The sequence below is a fragment of the Caenispirillum bisanense genome (genome assembly GCF_900230255.1).
GTDB classification, from domain to species: domain Bacteria; phylum Pseudomonadota; class Alphaproteobacteria; order Rhodospirillales; family Rhodospirillaceae; genus Caenispirillum; species Caenispirillum bisanense_A.
In genome coordinates, this window is record NZ_OCNJ01000006.1 from 289,904 (window position 1) to 306,081 (window position 16,178).

Below are 16,178 nucleotides of genomic sequence, written 5' to 3' on the forward strand. Positions count from 1 at the left end.
GTAGGATCGACGACGCCCGGGCTCAACGGGTGTCGGCGCCGCCGCCCTTACCGTTGAGCGCCATCTGCAGGTAGCGGTCGGTGATGACCTCGGCCGTGCGGTCCGGTCCCGCCAGCAGGCCAGCGCGGCGCAGCAGCAGGTCGTGACGGGTCAGCGCCCGCTCCAGCGGTCCGTCGGCGGCGAACAGGAACCGTTGCTCGGCCGAGCGCAGGATCTTCATGAGCGCCAGCGCCTGCTCCATCTCCGCCGGCGAGACGCCTTCGCGTTCGGCCATGCGGCGCACCGCCTCGTCGTGGTTGTCGCGCCACCACGCGACGGCGCGGTCCCAGGCGCGCACCAGCGCCTCCGCCTTTTCCGGCTGGCGTTCGAGCCAATCGGCGTCCACCGCCACCACGTCGACCACCTCGCCCGGAATGTCGGCGGAGGTGAAGACGGTGCGCAGCCGGCCGCCGCGGGCGAGATCGAGCGCCACGGGCGGATAGGTCGCCACCGCGTCCACCCGGCCCGCCTCCAGCGCCGCCGCCATCTTGGCCTGCGGCAGGTCGACGAGCGTCACGTCGGCGAAGGACAGGCCGGCGCTTTCCAGCGCGCGCGACACCAGGAAGCTGCTCACCGAGCCGGGCTCGACGCCGATGCGCCGGCCGCGCAGGTCGGTGGGCTGCTTCACCGGCGGCACCGCCATGAGCAGGTCGGCTCCGTCGGAGTAGTCGGCAGCCAGCACCACCCGCGGACAGCGATCGGAGGTATCGCAGGCCTGCAACACCTCGGTCAGGGTGACGGTCATGGCGTCGGCCTCGCCGGCCTCGAAGGCGGCGCGGACGCTGCCGAGGTCGGGACGCTCGACGAACAGCACGTCGAGCCCCTCCTCCGCCATGAAGCCGAGGTCGCGGGCGAGATAGAGGAATTCGTAGCCGGGCCAGGGGTTTATGGCGAGCCGCAGGCGGTCGGACTCGTCGTCGCGGCAGGCGACGACGGCGACGGCTCCGGCCACCGCCAGAAGCATCGCCACCACCATACGGCCGAAGCCGCCGCGACTGCGCACGGCGTGCTGCATGCAGATTCCCCTCCGGATCGCTCCCCACGAACGAGGCCATCAGAGTAAACAGCTACGCGCCGTAAGGGGAAGACTTTTCACCTTGCGGATGCCAGGGCTTAGGACCCGTCGCCGAGCGGGAAGCCGTCGAGCGCCGCCCGCACCTCCGCCGCCGCCTCGTCGCCCAGCGGATCGCCGTGCGCCACCACCAGCCGTCGCGGCCGGCGGGCCAGGGCGACGGCCATGCTGCGCCCGGCGGCGGCGCGGTCCTTCAGCAGCACCGCCCGCAGCCAGCGCGGCACCGCCAGCCGGCCGCCGCGGCTGCCGTTCAGCCCGGCCCACAGGCGCAGGAACCACGGCTGCCGCGGCCCGACGCGCGCCAGCACGTCGGTCACCACGAGCGTTTCGGAGGCGGCGTGGAAGAACCACCACTCCGCCAGCCGCGGCATGCCGTCGATGGGCAGGGGCTCCAGCTCCGCCGCCCATGGCCCCGGCGCATCGCGCCCGAGCACCGCGTCGACCGGCAGGGCCGGCTCCTTCTCCGCCAGGCCCGGCGCCGCCCACAGCCGCGCCTGCGGCCATGCCCGTTTCCAGTCGGCGGCGAAGAGGTGATGGAATCGGTTGGGGCAGAACAGCACCGCCGGCCGTCCGAGCGCCGCCACCGCCCGCTCCGCCGCCGCCGGCAGGGGGCCGGGATTGACCACGGCGAGGCTGCCGTCGGCGAGGCGCACCAATGTCGTGCGCGAGCTGATGGGCAGGCCCATGGTGGTGAAGCGGCCCTCCAGGGTCCACAGCCCCTCGGCCAGCGGGTCGGGTGCGGCGGTCATGGTCATAGCAGGGTATATCCGAAGCCGAGCAACGCCCCGTATACGGCCTGCCCGGCCAGGGTCGTCAAGGGCGTGCGACGGCCGTAGTTGAGGCCGAAGGGGCCGGGGGGCTCCAACCGCCGCACCGCCGTCGGGCCGTCGTATTCCGTGGCGATGCGCGGGTTCACGTAGGGCAGCAGCGGCAGGAACCCGGTCAACAGGATCAGCCCGTGAGCGATGCCGAACAGCATCCCGAGCCACCACGAGCCATAGTCCAGCGTGGCAAAGATGGCGAAGTAGAAGAACCCGAACAGCAGACCGCCGAGCAGATAGAGCCCGTAGCCCAGAACGTTGGCCCACTTGCGGTCGCCGGTGAAGAAGGTGCCGAACATGAACGGCAGGCTGAGGCGCGACAGGCCGAGCAACTGGCTGCCCTGCAGGATGGTGGTCATGGCGACGGTGGCGAGCAGGCCCCACACCAGTACCACCTGCAGGTCGCCGCCGTCCTGGATGAACAGTAGGAATCCGAGCCCGGTGTCGCCGCCGCCGGTGCTGGTCATTCGGGAACCTCCTCGTTCTTCTCCTTGGCCGCCAAGGCCAGCGCCGCGTCGATCAGGCCGACGTGGCTGAAGGCCTGCGGAAAGTTGCCCATGGCGGCGCCGGTGTCCGGCTCGATCTCCTCGGCGAACAGGCCGAGGTCGTTGGCGCAGGCGGCGACACGGTCGAACAAGTCCTCCGCCTCGGTGATGCGGCCGGCGCGGGCCAGATAGCCGATCTCCCAGAAGGTGCAGAGCACGAAGGGGTTCTCGTGCCGCCGCAATTCCTCCAGGCGGTAGAGGAACGGCCCGCAGCCCAATCGCCGCCGCAGGAAAGCGTGGGTGGCCGCCATGCGTGGATGGTCGGCGGGATGGAAGCCGTAATGCGCCATGAGCAGCACCGAGGCGTCGGCCTGATCGCTGCCGTAGGTCGCCGTATAGCCCTGCACCTCGTCGTTCCAGGCGTGCGTCTCGATGGACTCGCGCAGGGCTTCGCAGCAGGCCGCGTACTGGTCGCGCGGGCCGTCGAGCGTCCCCTCGTCGCACATCTTCATCAGGCGGTCGAGCGCCACCCAGGCCATGAGCTTGGAGTGCGTGTTGTGGCGGTAGTCGCCGCGCAGTTCCCAGATGCCGGCGTCGGGGTCCTGCCAGCGGTCGCAGACCACCTTGCCGAAGCCGAGCAGCAGGCGCCGCTCGAAGGCGTCGAGCTTGCCGTCGCGCAGCACGAAGTCGTACGCGGCCATCACCACCTCGCCGTAGATGTCGAGCTGGAACTGCCCGGCTGCGGCATTGCCCATGCGCACCGGCCCGACGCCGCGCCAGCCGGACAGGTGGTCCAGTTCCCACTCCACCAGATCGGTCTTGCCGTAGACGTCGTAGCACACCTGCAACTGCGGCTGGGTGAGGCGGGTGGAGTGCATGAGCCAGTCCATGAAGGCGGCCCCTTCCTCCTCGTATCCGAGGTCGTCGAAGCCGCGCAGCGTGATGCCGGCGTCGCGCAGCCAGCAGAAGCGGTAGTCGTAATTGCGCCCGCCCGCCATGGACTCGGGCAGCGACGAGGTGGCGGCCGCCAGCACGGCGCCGGACAGCACGTAGGTCAGCATCTTCAGCGTCAGCACGCTGCGCTGCACGAGGTCGCGGTGCGGCCCGTCGTACTGCATGCGGCCCGCCCAGCGGGTCCAGTAGTCGCGGGTCAGGGCTAGCGCTGCCAGGCATCGTCCCCCACCGGCGCGATCACACCGGGGCCGCGGTTCTCGTAGACGAGGGAGAAGCTGCGCCGCTCGCCGGCCCGCAGGCGGAAGGTCAGCCGCAAGGACTCGTCGGCGGCCTCGGTCCCGGGTTCCACATCGGTCGCCAGATTGATGAAGTCGAAGCCGTGGGAGGCGCACCAGCCGAGCTTGCCGCGCTTGCGGATGCGCGGCGTGACACGGCCGTACTGGGGGCGCGGCTCGAACAGCACTTCCAGTTCCACCTCCCCCTCCAGGCCCTCGACCAGGCGCAGCACCTCGCGCTGCGGGACCGGCGCCCCGAGGACGCTCTGCGGCTCGTCGGTCGGGATCAGGTCGATCAGCCGGCAGCGCCCGGTATCGGTGGTGAACTCGGTGCACAGGATGACGGTGGCGTCGTCGTAGGTCCGCCGCACCCGGAACGGCGTCGTCGGGCGGATGGCGAAGCGCCCGCCGGCCTTGCGGTCCAGCAGCGCGGCGAACAGCGAGGGGCTGGAGACGTTCGGCAGGCACAGCCAATCGATGGAGCCATAGGTGCTGACCAGCGCGCAGATACGGCCGTCGCCGATCAGGCCGTAGTCGCCGATGGCGGGGAAGTTCTCGGCGTCGAAGCCGGGGTCCAGGGGGTGATCGTGCGGATCCTTGGGCAAGCGGCGCCTCCCCTACCCGCCCGACCGGAAGCTGGGATAGAGCTGCATGCCGCAGTCGATCACCAGGGTCGCGCCGGTGACGTAGTCGCTGTCGTCGGAGGCGAGCCAGACCACTGCGTTGGCCACGTCCTCCACCTCGCCGATGCGGCCGTAGGGAATCATGCCGAGCAGCATCTCGCGGCCTTCCTCGCTCTGCCAGACGTCGTCGTTGATGGCGGTGCGCACGGCGCCGGGCGCGACCACGTTGACGCGCACCTTGTGCTCTGCGAATTCCTGCGCCAGCGTCTCGGCCAGCATCTGCACGCCGCCCTTGGCGGCGGCATAGTTGGCGTGGCCGGCCCAGGGGATGAACTGGTGGACGCTCGACATGCAGACGATCTTGCCAGCGGCGCGCGACACGCCCTCGCGCACGCCCTGCTCCGTCATCACCTTCAGGCATTCGCGCGTCGCCAGGAACTGGCCGGTCAGGTTGACGGACAGCACCGCGTTCCAGTCGTCCAGGGTCATCTCCAGGAAGTCGGCGTCCTTCTGGATGCCGGAGTTTGAGACCAGGATGTCGACGGTGCCGAATTCCTGCCGCGTGCGGCGGACCAGCGCCGCCACGTCGGCCTCGTCGGCGACGTTGCCTTGCAGCACCAGGGCGCAGCCGCCGGCTTCCTCCACCGCCTGGGCCGCCTCCTCGCGGCCTTCGGCATTGGCGTGGTAGACGATGGCGACGCGGGCGCCGGCGCGGCCGAGGGCGATGGCGGCCGCCTTGCCGATGCCGGAGCTGCCGCCGGTGACGATGGCCGTCTGGTCGTCGAGGCGCGGCGCCATGGTCAGCCCTCCGAAAAGGCGATGGTGGACAAAAGCGCCAGCTCCGCCTGCCGGCTGTCGAGGCGGGTGTGCTGGCAGACGATGGGAACGTCGCTTTCCACCACGCTGGCGTAGGTGAGGCCGCGCGGCACCGGCGGGTTCTCGAAGTGGTTGAAGCGCACGTGCACGGTGCGGCGCGGCGGTACGTCGATGCCGTAGGGGCCGGCGGGGTCGCGGTCGGCGAAGAACAGGGTCACCCGCACCCGCGCCGGCTGCTCCCCGGCATTGAGGATGCACAGCGTCTCGTGACTCTCGAACTCCGGCCCTTCGCCGGTGGAGCCGTCTGGGATGTAGCCCTCGGCGATGGCCCAGCGCCGCTTGCCGATGGGGCCGGCCAGGGGGGCGTCGACGGGCGTGATGGGCGGCATGAAAGCCTCCTTCGTCGTCGGGATCGGGGTCAGACGGCGTAGCGCGCCGCGTCGGCCTCCTTCAGGGCGATGCCGAGGCCCGGGCGGTCGAGGCTCGGGCTCATGCGGCCGCCGGCGGCGTCGCGGAAGCCGTCGAACAGCATGCGCTCGATGCGGACGTGGTCGTGGAAGTACTCGATGTGGCGGGCGTGCGGCAGGGCGCAGCACACCGGCACGTGCAGCGTCGGCGCACAGTGGGCCGAGACCTCCAGGTGATGCGCCCGCGCCAGCACCGCCGCCTGCAGAAAGCCGGTGATGCCGAGGCAGCGGGTGCCGTCGATCTGCAGACAGTCGACTGCGCCCGCCGTGAGCAGGTCGTGGAAGTGCTGCAGGTCCCAGCCGTATTCGCCGGCGGCGACGTCCATGCCGGCCGGCAGGCGGTCGCGCAGCAGGCGCAGGCCCGCGCGGTCCTGGCTGGTCACCGGTTCCTCGAACCACATCACCCCTTGCGCGGCGAAGGCCTCCCCGAAGGCGAGCGCCTGCTTGCGGCCGTAGGCGCCGTTGGCGTCGACGCCGAGTTGCACGTCCGGCCCGATGGCCTCGCGCGCCAGTCGCACGCGGGCGATATCGCGGCCGGACTCGCTGCCGACCTTCATCTTGACCATCTTCATGCCGGCTTCGGCCCAGTCGGACAGCTGCTTTTCCAACTCGGCGTCGTCGTAGCTGGTGAAGCCGCCGCTGCCGTAGGCCGTGATGCGCGGCTGCGCCTGGCCCAACAGCTTCCACCAGCGGCACGCCGAGCAGCTTCGCCTTCAGGTCCCACAGCGCCGTGTCGACCGCCGAGATGGCCGCCGCGCCGACCCCGGAGCGGCCGATGTTGCGCACCTTCTCCGACAGGGTCTGCCAGATGGCGGGGATGTCGAAGGCGTCGCGGCCGCACACCAGATCGGCGAGCTTGCTTTCAGCCAATACGGCAGCCGCCCGATGCTCGTAGGTATAGCCGATGCCGGTCTCGCCGCCCGCCTCCACGTGCACCACCACCAGGGTCGTCCTGTCCCACGCCAACGTCCCGTCCGCCTCCGGCAAGTCGGTCGGGACGACATAGGCGCGGGCGCGCAGGGATGTGACGAGAACGCGGTCGGTGGTCATGGTCTCCGCCGGTCGGTGCGATGGTGAATACGGCCCCCGTCGAAGCAACGGAGGCTCGGCGGCGGCGGTTGCCCGCGCGCCTCAGCCGCCGCCGTCGGCAGTCTGGTCGCCGCCACGGAAGACGCGCAGGTCGGCGAAGTCGACGTACTTCTCGCCGGGTGCGGCGCGCTCGACGTCGGGGTTGTCGTAGAACACCGAGAACAGCAGGCCGTCGGCGCCGGCGCCCTTCTTCCGGCGGTAGGCGATGTCGGTCTGCTCGATCACCGGCTCGCCGTCGATCCACACCCGGGCGATGCCGTCGGGGCGGTCCGGCGCGTTCATGACGGTTTCCAGCTCCACCGTGTGCCAGACGCCGGCGCGCCACGACCAGCGCGTGGGGCCGACGGAGAGGCCGTAGCGCGCGTCGGCGCCGCCGTTGGCGATGTATTCCACCAGTTCGCCGTCACCGTCCTCGCGCCATGCGAAGCGCATGGTGAAACCGGAGGGGTCGCCGGGCTCCGCGCCCATGCTCGGAGCCCCGCCGTAGAGCCCCGGCAGCCGGCCGCCGTCGGTGAAGGAGAAGGTGTCGGGAAAGCGCACCTTGTACTGCAGGCAGGCGCTGCGGGCGCCCTCGCCGCCCAGCACGGGCGCGATGAAGCCGCCGCCGACGCGCATGCGGTCGGGCTCGCCTTCCTCCAGCAGGGCGCCGGGCGCCTTCACGCGCAGGACGGGGCCCTCGGTCCCCGGCTCGGGCGGCAGCAGGGCGAGGTTCTGGTCGAGGCCCCAGGCGTCGCGCGGATCGAAGGCGTCGCGCACGGCGTCGGCCACCGGCTTGTCGGCATCCAGCGCCGGCAGGTCGACGGGCTGGTAGCGCTGCGAGCAGGGCGTCACGCCACTGCCCGGCGCGATGGCCTGCAGGTTGGTGACCGGCATCTGCTCGCTGACGGGATAGTCGCTTGCGCCCTGGGCCAGGGCGGGGGCGGCGGCCGCGGTCAGCACGGCGGCGAGGACGGGGATCTGCGTTCGCATCAGGCACTCCGGGTTGTGGTCCGGTGGTGCCCGTGCAACGGTCCGGCAGCGCGGGGGTTGCCCGGTGACGGCTCAGGCCGCCGGCCCGCAGCGGGCGACGACGAAGGGGCGATGGTCGCGGCCCTTGGAGGCGTGCCGCTCCACGGCGACCACCTCGAAACCGGCCTCGCGCAGGGCGCCGCACAGGCCGTCGGCGCTGAACGACCCGGCATAGGGCGCCATGCCGACGGCGCGCAGGGCCGGCACCAGGACGCTGCCGATCAAGGGCGTCATGTCGCCGAGGCACGGCGTCTTGGAGACGAAGACGCCGCCGGCGCCGAGCAGGGCGCGGATGCTGAGCAGCGCCGCCGGCAGGTCGCGCACGAGGTGCAGGTAGTTGAAGGCCAGCACCACGTCCGCCTGCACACCGTCGCGCGCCAGATCCTCGGCGGTCGCCACCCGGAACTCCAGACCGGCGACCGGATCCGCTTCGAGCTTCGATCGCGCGATGGCGATCATCTCCGGCGACAGGTCGGTGGCGACGTAGGATGCGGCCCGCGGCGCCAGGGCGAGCGCCGTCGTGCCCGTGCCGCAGCCCAGTTCCACCACCCGGCACCCGTCGGGCATGACGGCGGCGGTCCGGTCGAGCGTGCGGGCATAGGCCGCCGTGTCGGAGACCTTCGACGCCGCGTACTTGCGGGCCGCGCGGTCCCAGAACCGCGCATCGCTCGCCGTTTCCATACCCTCTCTCTCCTCCCCCGAGCGTCAGATCCGCTCCAGCCCGCACCAGCGGGCGATGAACAGGGCCAGCACCTTGGTCACCGTGTGCAGGCTGTCGAGGCTCACACTTTCGTCGATGCCGTGGATGCGGGCCGCCTCCGGACCATAGCAGGTGGCGGGCGTATCGCCATAGAGCACGAAGAAGCGGGCGTCGGTGGTGGCGGTGGAGGCCATGTGCTCGATGGTGCTGCCGGTGATTTCCTCATGGATGGCCGACAGCGACTTCATCATGGGCCAGTCCAGGTCCATCACCGCGCCCTCGGCATGGAAGCCGCCGTAGGAGACTGTGGCGGTGATGCCGTTGGGGGCGCCGGCGTGGATGGCCTCTTCCACCTCGCGCTTCACGTCCTCCAGGGGCTTGCCGGGGAAGAAGCCGACGCGCAGGTCGAAGCGGGCGACGGCCGGCACCGACGACGTCCAGTCGCCGCCGCTGATCTTGCCGACGTTGAAGTTGATGGGGTGGCGGTGCCCCTCGTAGCGGGCATGGCGGCAGTCGGCGCCGTTCCAGGCTTCCTCCAGGCGCTTCAGGCTCTGGACGATGGGGAACAGGGCCTCGATGGCGTTGCTGCCGGCCGAGGTATCGAGCACGTGCGCCGGCGTGCCCTGCAAGTCCACCGTGAACCACATGACGCCGAGTTGTGCCGTCATCAGGGTGTGGTTGAAGGGCTCGGGGATGATGGCGGCGTCGGCGCGATAGCCGCGGTGCAGGCACGCGAGCGCACCATTGCCGGTGCATTCTTCCTCGATCACGCTTTGCAGATAGACGGGCGCCGCCGGCCGCCAGCCGAGCCGCGCCAGCGCCTTCATGGCCGCCACATAGGCGACGATGCCGGCCTTCATGTCGCCGCCGCCGCGGCCGTAGAGCCGGCCGTCGCGCACCACCGGCGAGAACGGCGGGTCGGTCCACTGGCTCTCGTCGCCCGGCGGCACCACGTCGATGTGGCCGTTGAGGATGAGGCTGCGGGCCTGCACCGGCCCCTTGGGGCGGCTGATGCCGATGACGTTCTCGCGCCCGGAATAGTCCACCAGCGGCGGCGAGAAGCCCGGCAGGTGCGCGATGGCGGCGAGGTCCACCTCGAAGCGGTCGACCTCCAGGCCCATGGCGCCGAACACGCCGGCCATGATGTCCTGCGCCCCCTGTTCCTGCCCCAGCATGGAGGGTTCGCGCACGAGGTCGGCGAGCAGCTCCACGGCGTCGGGCTGCTCGGCCGCCACGGCGTCGAGGATGGCGGCGTCGGTGGGGGTATCCAGGGGCATGGTCACGGAATCCTGTCGGGGGAGAGGGTCGTTTCGGTGATGCCGCGGGCGGCGATGTGCTCGGGCACCGGCTTGCCCTGGGCCAGGGCCGAGGCCAGCGCGCCCATGGCGGCGCAGGTCTGGATGCCGTAGCCGCCCTGCCCGGCCAGCCAGAAGAAGCCCGTTTCGCCCGCCCGCGCGCCAACCACCGGCACGCCGTCTTCCACGAAGCTGCGCAGGCCGGCCCACTTGTGGTCCACCGCGCGCACGTCGAGGTCGAGGGCGGTCATCAGCCGGTCGACGGCGATGGCGACGTCCAGTTCTTCCGGCTGGACGTCGTGGGCCGGCACCGGCGTGGCGTCGGCCGGGCTGACCAGCAGCTTGCCGGCGTCGGGCTTGGCGTAGAAGTTTTCCTCGGCGTCGAGCACCATGGGCCAGCGCTCCGGGTTCATGCCCTCGGGCACGGCGACGAGGCAGGCGGTGCGGCGCTTGGGCTGCAGGCCGATGGGCTTGACGCCGGCCAGCTTGCCGACCTCGTCGGCCCAGGCCCCGGCGGCGTTGACCACCACCGGCGCGGCGAAGGTGTCGCCGGCCCGCGTGGTGACGGTCCAGCCGGTGTCGGTGCGGGTGACCGTTTCCACCTCGGCGCGGGTGACGATCTCGCCGCCGTGGCGCTTCATCAGGCGCAGGAAGCCCTGGTGCAGGGCGTGGACGTCCATGTCCTTGGCGCCCGTCTCCAGCATGGCGGCCTTCACCTGGTCGCGACGCAGGAGCGGCAGCAGGGCGCAGGCCTCGTCGACCGTCAGCTCGGTCAGCGGCGCCCCGGAGGCGCGGCCTTCCTCGGCGGCGCGGGCGAGGGCCGCTTCCTGGCCCTCGGGCGCGAAGAACAGCACGCCGCGGTCGGTGAGCACGGGCGCGTCCGTCAGCCCCTCCGGCGGGTTCTCGAAGAACGGCCGGCTGGCGATGGACAGCGCGCGGATGGCACGCGGGCCGTAGTTCTCGGTGAACAGGGCGGCGGACCGGCCGGTGGAGTGGTACCCGGGCTGCGCCTCCCGCTCCAGCACCACCACGCTCCGGCCGTCGCGGGCGAGGAAATAGGCCGCCGAGGCACCGGCGATGCCGCCGCCGATGATGACGAAGTCGAAGAGCCGGGTGTCGCTCATGGTGGTCCTGTCCGCTTCCGTGGTCATCGTCCGTGGCCGCTGGGGGCCTGTGTGCTTGTCGTCTACTTCACGTGTCATGCCCGGCCTCGAGCCGGGCATCCACGGCGGCACCGGCGGCGGCCGTGGAGAACGCCACCCCTTCCCCGCCGTCCGTGGCGCCGTGGATGGCCGGGTCGAGCCCGGCCATGACACTGGAGGGTGGGTGGTGGGGCACTCGTTCCTTACGGCTGTTTGTTCCTCGCCTGCTTCATCGCCTTGCCTGCCTCACCTGCCATGCTGCCTCGCCTGTCGTCGCCCTGCCGCTCGCACCTCGCCGCATTCCTCGGCCCTCGTCGCAAGAGCCCGTGGCAGCAACGAAGCCCGACCCTGCCACCGCCTTCCCCACCCTTGTCATGCCCGGCCTCGAGCCGGGCATCCACAGCGGCACCGGCGACGGCCGTGGAGAACGTCGCCCCTCTCCCCCCGACCGTGGCGCCGTGGATGGCCGGGTCGAGCCCGGCCATGACACTGGAGGGTGGGGGGCACCCGGCCCGGCCACAACACGGGAGGGCGGTGTGCACAGGGCCCGGCCATGACACTGAAGCACGACCGCGCACCACCCCGTCAGAACGCTACGAGATCCGCCCCCTTCAGGTCGAGCATCGTTCTGGCCTCGTCGGGGGAGGCCACTTCCAGCCCCAGGCTCTCCAGGATGGTGCGGATGTGGGCCACCTGCTCGGCGTTGGAGACCGCCAACCGGCCCGGCCCCATGGTCAGGCTGTCTTCCAGGCCGACGCGCACGTTGCCGCCCATCACCGCGCCCATGGTGGCGAGGCCCATCTGATGACGGCCGCCGCCGAGGACGCTGAAGCGGTAGTCGCCGCCGAACAGGCGGTCGGCCACCGACTTCATGTGCGTCAGGTTGTCGGGGTCCGGCCCGATGCCGCCCAGGATGCCGAAGATGAACTGGCAGAACAGCGGCGTCTTCACCAGCCCCTTGTCGAGGAAATGCGCCAGCGTATAGAGGTGCCCGACGTCATAGCACTCGAACTCGAACCGCGTGCCGCAGCCTTCGCCCAGGTCCTTCAGGATGCGTTCTATGTCGCCGAAGGTATTGCGGAAGATGAAGTCCTTGGAGCCTTCCAGGAAGGGCTTCTCCCAGTCGTGCTTCCAGCCGTCGTAGCGCTCCGCCAGCGGGTGCAGGGCGAAGTTCATGCTGCCCATGTTGAGCGAGCACATCTCGGGCTGCGCCTTCAATGCAGCCTGCATGCGATCTTCCACCGTCATGCCCTGCCCGCCGCCGGTGGTGATGTTCACCACGGCGCCGGTCTGCTGCTTGATGCGCGGCAGGAAGCGCATGAACACGTCCGGATCGGGCGACGGACGGCCCGTTTCCGGGTCGCGGGCGTGCAGGTGCAGGATGGCCGCCCCCGCCTCCGCCGCCGCCAGCGCCTGCTCGGCGATCTGGTCGGGGGTGATGGGCAGGTGCGGGCTCATGGTCGGCGTGTGGATGGAGCCGGTGACGGCGCAGGTGATGATGACCTTCTCCCGCCCGCGCTTCTCGCGGCGCGTCGACGGCGTGTCGGTGGCGACGGACGTTTCCAAAGCAGCCATTGTTTTCAATACCTTCCGGCGATTTCCTTGTGCAGCGCCCGCAGGGCGCCGCGCAGGCGGTCCAGCATCTCGTCGACTTCGGCCGGCGTGATGGTGAGCGGCGGGGTGATCATGACGTGGTCACCCTCGGCGCCGCCGCGGGTGCGGCGGAAGTAGATGATGAGGCCGCGCTCGTAGGCGAGGTCGACCAGGCGGCTGGCGGCGTTCAGCTCCTTGGGCAGGACGGCCAGCGTCTCCTTGTCGGCCACCAGTTCCATGGCCTGCAGCAGGCCCTTGCCGCGCACGTCGCCGACGAAGGGGAACTCGGCCATCAGGGCCTGGAGGCCCGCCATCTGCCGCTCACCCATGCAGGCCGCATTGGTCGACAGGTCCTGCTCGACGATCTCGCGCACCACCGCCCGGCCGGCGGCGCAAGCGATGGGGTTGCCGGCGTAGGTGTGGCCGTGGGCGAAGCCGCCGGCATCCAGCACCTGCCGCACCATGCGCCCCGGCGCGATCATCGCGCCGAGCGGCGCATAGCCGGCGGCGAAGCCCTTGGACATGGCGACCAGATCGGGCGTGATGCCCCAATGCTCGGCGGCCAGGAAGCGCCCGGTGCGGCCGACGCCGGTCATCACCTCGTCGTAGATCAGCAGCACGCCGTATTTGTCGCAGATCTCGCGGATGCGCGGGTAATAGGTGTCGGGCGCCACCACCGCGCCGGTCGAGGCACCGCCCACCGGCTCCATGATGAAGGCGAGCACCGTCTCCGGTCCCTGGCGGAGGATTTCCTCCTCCAGCAGGTCGGCCATGCGGCGGCCGTAGGCGTCGGGGTCCTCGCCGCGGCCGTCCAGGTACTGGCGCGGCGTGGTGATCTTGGGCATGGCCCGCATCATGGGGTCGAAGGGCGCCGACAGCGGCGTGTAGCCGGTGACGGCGAGCGCCCCGAGCGTGCAGCCGTGGTAGCTGGGGAAGCGGCTGATCACCTTGTAGCGGCTGCCCTGCCCCACCGCGATGGCCCACTGGCGGGCGAACTTGAGGCAGGTTTCCACGGCCTCCGACCCGCCGGAGACGAAGAACACCTTGTCGAGCCCGGCCGGCATCAGCCGGGCGATCTCGGCCGCCAAGCCTTCCGACGCCTCCGACTGGAATTGCAGGCGATAGGCGAAGGTGCAGCGGTCCAGCTGCTCCTTCATGGCGGCGATGACGCGCGGGTTGGAGTGGCCGATGTTGCACACCATGGCCCCGGAGGCGGCATCCATGTAGGACTTGCCGTCCTGGCCGTACATCCAGATCCCCTCGGCGCGGTCGATGAACGGCCGCGTGCCGTGGGCCTGGTAGAACAGATGGCTTTCCGCGGGAGCCGCGGGGTCGCGCGCAAGGGTGTCGGCGGCGCCGGTCATTCTCGGGGGGTGTCCTGGTTCAGTGGTGGACGCGGCCGGTCTCGTCGAGGATCACGGCATCCTCCGCCCGCAGGTGGAGCATGACGCGGTCGCCGTCGCGGAACGGGTTGCGGTCGATGGGGTTGATGACCTGCAGGCGATGCCCGCCGGCCTCGACGAAATAGCGGGCGTTGAGGCCCTGGTAGTCGACGGTGGTGATAACGCCCGGCACGGTGTTGAGCGGTCCGGCGAGCGGTTCCGGCTCGCGGCCGAGGCTGATGCGCTCGGCCCGCACCACCACCTGCACCAGCTCGCCGGGCTTGAAGCGGCCACCGCTGGCGATGGTCAGGCGCAGGTCGCCCTGGGTGAGCACGACGGTCACGAGGCCCTGCTCCACCGTCTCCACCCGGCCCGCCAGGAAGTTGGAATTGCCCAGGAAATCGGCGACGAAGTGGCTGGCCGGACGGTTGTAGACGTCTTCCGGCGTGCCCACCTGCTCCATGCGGCCGTTGGACATGACCACCACCTTGTCGGACATGGCGAGCGCCTCGCCCTGGTCGTGGGTGACGAAGACGGTGGCGATGCCGAGTTCGCGCTGGATGCGCTTCAGCTCCAGGCGCATTTCCTCGCGCAGGTTGGCGTCGAGCGCCGACAGCGGCTCGTCGAGCAGCAGGACGTCGGGTTCCACCACGATGGCGCGGGCGAGCGCGATGCGCTGCTGCTGGCCGCCGGACAATTGCGACGGCATGCGGTCTTCCAGGTGCGGCAGGCGCACGATCTGCAAGGCGCGGCGCACCTTCTCGCGGGCGTCGGCCTTGCCCACCTTGCGGTACTTGAGGCCGAAGGCGACGTTGTCGGCGACGGTCATGTGCGGGAACAGGGCGTAGTTCTGGAACACCACGCCCAGGTTCCGCTTGTGGATGGGAATCTCGTTCACCCGCCGGCCCTTGATGGCGATTTCGCCGGCGGAAATGCTTTCGAGGCCGGCGATCATGCGCAGCGTCGTGGTCTTGCCGCAGCCCGAGGGGCCGAGCAGGGTGACGAAGCTGCCCTCGGGAATGTCGAGGGTCATGTCCGTGACGGCCTGGAAGCTGCCGTAGTGCTTCTCCACGTCGGTCAGGCGGACGGCGATGTCGGTCATGGCGGGCGGGTCCTCGCGGGCGGCGGTGTCAAGGCGGACGGAAGGCGGCGGCGGCCGGCCCCTGGGCAGGGAGGGCGGGACGGGCCGCCGCCGGGGCTACGGAACCTCAGTAGCCCTTTTCGATGCGGCCGAACATTTTCGACCATTCCTGCTCGTTGCTGTTCCAGTACTCGGGCTTGGCGAAGGTGAGGTCGGCGAGCTGGCCGGTGGCGTCATAGGCCGGCAGCTTGGGGACCTTCGCGCCCAGGTCCACCTTGGTGGGGTCGAGCGACGGCGGGTAGTTCTGGCCCTCGGCGACGGCGATGGCGACTTCGGGCTCCAGCATGAAGTTGACCAGCTGCTCGGTCGCCTCCATGGGGCTGCCCTTCAGCACCATCAGGCATTCCTGCCAGGCGAAGCCGTTCTTCGGGTCGTGGTAGCCGATGTTGTGGCCCTGCTGCTGCAGCGCGGCGACGCGGCCCGACCAGGCTTCGGTCAGGTATATCTCGCCCGAGGCCAGCAGGCTCATCAGCTCGGCGCCCGAGGTCCAGTACTTGAGCAGGTTCTTGCGGTGGTCGCGCAGGGATTCCCACACCGCATCCATGTCCTGGATGTTGTTGGGGTCCTGGCCGGTGGCGAGGGCGGCGTACCAGATGCGGGTGCGCCAGTCGTTCCAGCCGCCGATCTTGTTCTTGTACTTTTCCGACCACAGGATCTTGGCGCCCATCTCCTTCACTTCCTCGTCGGAGACGTGGTCGCGGTTATAGGCGATGCCGGTGGTGCCGTAGTCGTAGGGCGCCGCCGACAGGGTGCCGTTGGTCACCTCGCGGTAGGGCTTCATGAGCGCCGGCATGACCAGCGCCAGGTTCGGGATGTTCTTCTCGTTCAGCTCGACGCCATAGCCGAGGCCGACATAGCGGGCGTAATCGAACACGCCGGAGGCATGGAAGACGTTGTACTCGCCTTCCTGCCCGGCCTTCACGCGCGTCAGGAACTCGTCACCCGAGGCGAAGGTGCCTTCGACCACTTTGTTGCCGGTGGCCTTTTCATAGGGGTTGAAGGCGTACTTGCGGAAAGCTTCCGAGGTCACGCCGCCCCAGCCGTCGAAGCGCACCGAAATGGGGTTGGCCGCCGCCTGGGCCATGGCCTGGCGACCGGCCAGGGTCAGGCTGCCGCCGACCACGCCGGTGGCGATGCCGGCCATGCCGAGCAGACCGAAGAAGCCGCGGCGCGAGACGTCGCCGTTGCGGTAGCGCTCGAGGAGCCGTTCGTAACGCTTGCTGTCGTCCATGGGTGAAAGCCTCTCTGTACCTGGTTGGGTTCGTTCGGTTTCTTA

16 protein-coding genes and 1 pseudogene are annotated in these 16,178 nt (G+C 70.4%); all 17 read right to left on the reverse strand.

The features are described from left to right. Nucleotides 1–22: 22 nt before the first annotated feature. Nucleotides 23–1,054 (reverse strand): ABC transporter substrate-binding protein, encoded by a 1,032-nt coding sequence (locus CRP50_RS15235; RefSeq protein WP_097280036.1) that lies wholly within the window; start codon nt 1,052–1,054, stop codon nt 23–25. A gap of 98 nt (nt 1,055–1,152) precedes the next feature. Next, the gene (locus CRP50_RS15240; protein ID WP_097280037.1) at nt 1,153–1,866 is read right to left on the reverse strand and encodes a DUF4336 domain-containing protein; all 714 of its coding nucleotides are present in this window, start codon (nt 1,864–1,866) and stop codon (nt 1,153–1,155) included. Beyond that, nucleotides 1,863–2,399, reverse strand: coding sequence for a hypothetical protein (locus CRP50_RS15245; protein ID WP_245913492.1), 537 nt, complete (start codon nt 2,397–2,399; stop codon nt 1,863–1,865). The genes CRP50_RS15240 and CRP50_RS15245 overlap by 4 nt, the downstream gene beginning before the upstream one ends. Continuing rightward, the gene (locus CRP50_RS15250; protein WP_097280038.1) at nt 2,396–3,535 is read right to left on the reverse strand and encodes a glycoside hydrolase family 15 protein; all 1,140 of its coding nucleotides are present in this window, start codon (nt 3,533–3,535) and stop codon (nt 2,396–2,398) included. Before CRP50_RS15250 ends, CRP50_RS15245 begins: the two co-directional genes overlap by 4 nt. Nucleotides 3,536–3,573: 38 nt before the next feature. Then, nucleotides 3,574–4,251, reverse strand: coding sequence for a trehalase-like domain-containing protein (locus CRP50_RS15255; protein WP_097280039.1), 678 nt, complete (start codon nt 4,249–4,251; stop codon nt 3,574–3,576). 12 nt (nt 4,252–4,263) lie between these two features. Beyond that, the gene (locus CRP50_RS15260; protein WP_097280040.1) at nt 4,264–5,067 is read right to left on the reverse strand and encodes a glucose 1-dehydrogenase; all 804 of its coding nucleotides are present in this window, start codon (nt 5,065–5,067) and stop codon (nt 4,264–4,266) included. 2 nt (nt 5,068–5,069) lie between these two features. After that, nucleotides 5,070–5,474 (reverse strand): sensory rhodopsin transducer, encoded by a 405-nt coding sequence (locus tag CRP50_RS15265; RefSeq protein ID WP_097280041.1) that lies wholly within the window; start codon nt 5,472–5,474, stop codon nt 5,070–5,072. Between the two features lie 29 nt (nt 5,475–5,503). After that, complete coding sequence (locus tag CRP50_RS15270) at nt 5,504–6,229, reverse strand: enolase C-terminal domain-like protein (RefSeq protein WP_245913493.1); 726 nt, start codon at nt 6,227–6,229, stop codon at nt 5,504–5,506. Between the two features lie 55 nt (nt 6,230–6,284). Continuing rightward, a pseudogene (locus tag CRP50_RS26135) lies at nt 6,285–6,602 on the reverse strand (mandelate racemase); the annotation flags it as partial. 81 nt (nt 6,603–6,683) lie between these two features. After that, the gene (locus CRP50_RS15275; protein ID WP_097280042.1) at nt 6,684–7,610 is read right to left on the reverse strand and encodes a polysaccharide lyase; all 927 of its coding nucleotides are present in this window, start codon (nt 7,608–7,610) and stop codon (nt 6,684–6,686) included. A gap of 72 nt (nt 7,611–7,682) precedes the next feature. Further along, nucleotides 7,683–8,330 (reverse strand): class I SAM-dependent methyltransferase, encoded by a 648-nt coding sequence (locus tag CRP50_RS15280; RefSeq protein WP_097280043.1) that lies wholly within the window; start codon nt 8,328–8,330, stop codon nt 7,683–7,685. 24 nt (nt 8,331–8,354) lie between these two features. Next, nucleotides 8,355–9,626: a M20 family metallopeptidase gene (locus CRP50_RS15285; protein WP_097280044.1), complete on the reverse strand. Its 1,272-nt coding sequence runs from the start codon at nt 9,624–9,626 to the stop codon at nt 8,355–8,357. Nucleotides 9,627–9,628: 2 nt separating this feature from the next. Next, nucleotides 9,629–10,768, reverse strand: coding sequence for an NAD(P)/FAD-dependent oxidoreductase (locus tag CRP50_RS15290; RefSeq protein WP_097280045.1), 1,140 nt, complete (start codon nt 10,766–10,768; stop codon nt 9,629–9,631). Nucleotides 10,769–11,371: 603 nt separating this feature from the next. Next, complete coding sequence (locus tag CRP50_RS15295) at nt 11,372–12,361, reverse strand: 3-keto-5-aminohexanoate cleavage protein (RefSeq protein ID WP_097280046.1); 990 nt, start codon at nt 12,359–12,361, stop codon at nt 11,372–11,374. A gap of 5 nt (nt 12,362–12,366) precedes the next feature. Then, on the reverse strand, nt 12,367–13,743 hold the full coding sequence (locus CRP50_RS15300) for an aspartate aminotransferase family protein (protein ID WP_097280047.1): 1,377 nt from the start codon (nt 13,741–13,743) through the stop codon (nt 12,367–12,369). 19 nt (nt 13,744–13,762) lie between these two features. Continuing rightward, complete coding sequence (locus CRP50_RS15305) at nt 13,763–14,863, reverse strand: ABC transporter ATP-binding protein (protein ID WP_097280048.1); 1,101 nt, start codon at nt 14,861–14,863, stop codon at nt 13,763–13,765. Between the two features lie 106 nt (nt 14,864–14,969). After that, a complete protein-coding gene (locus tag CRP50_RS15310; protein WP_097280049.1) occupies nt 14,970–16,133 on the reverse strand; it encodes an extracellular solute-binding protein in 1,164 nt (387 codons plus the stop codon). Between the last annotated feature and the right edge of the window lie 45 nt (nt 16,134–16,178).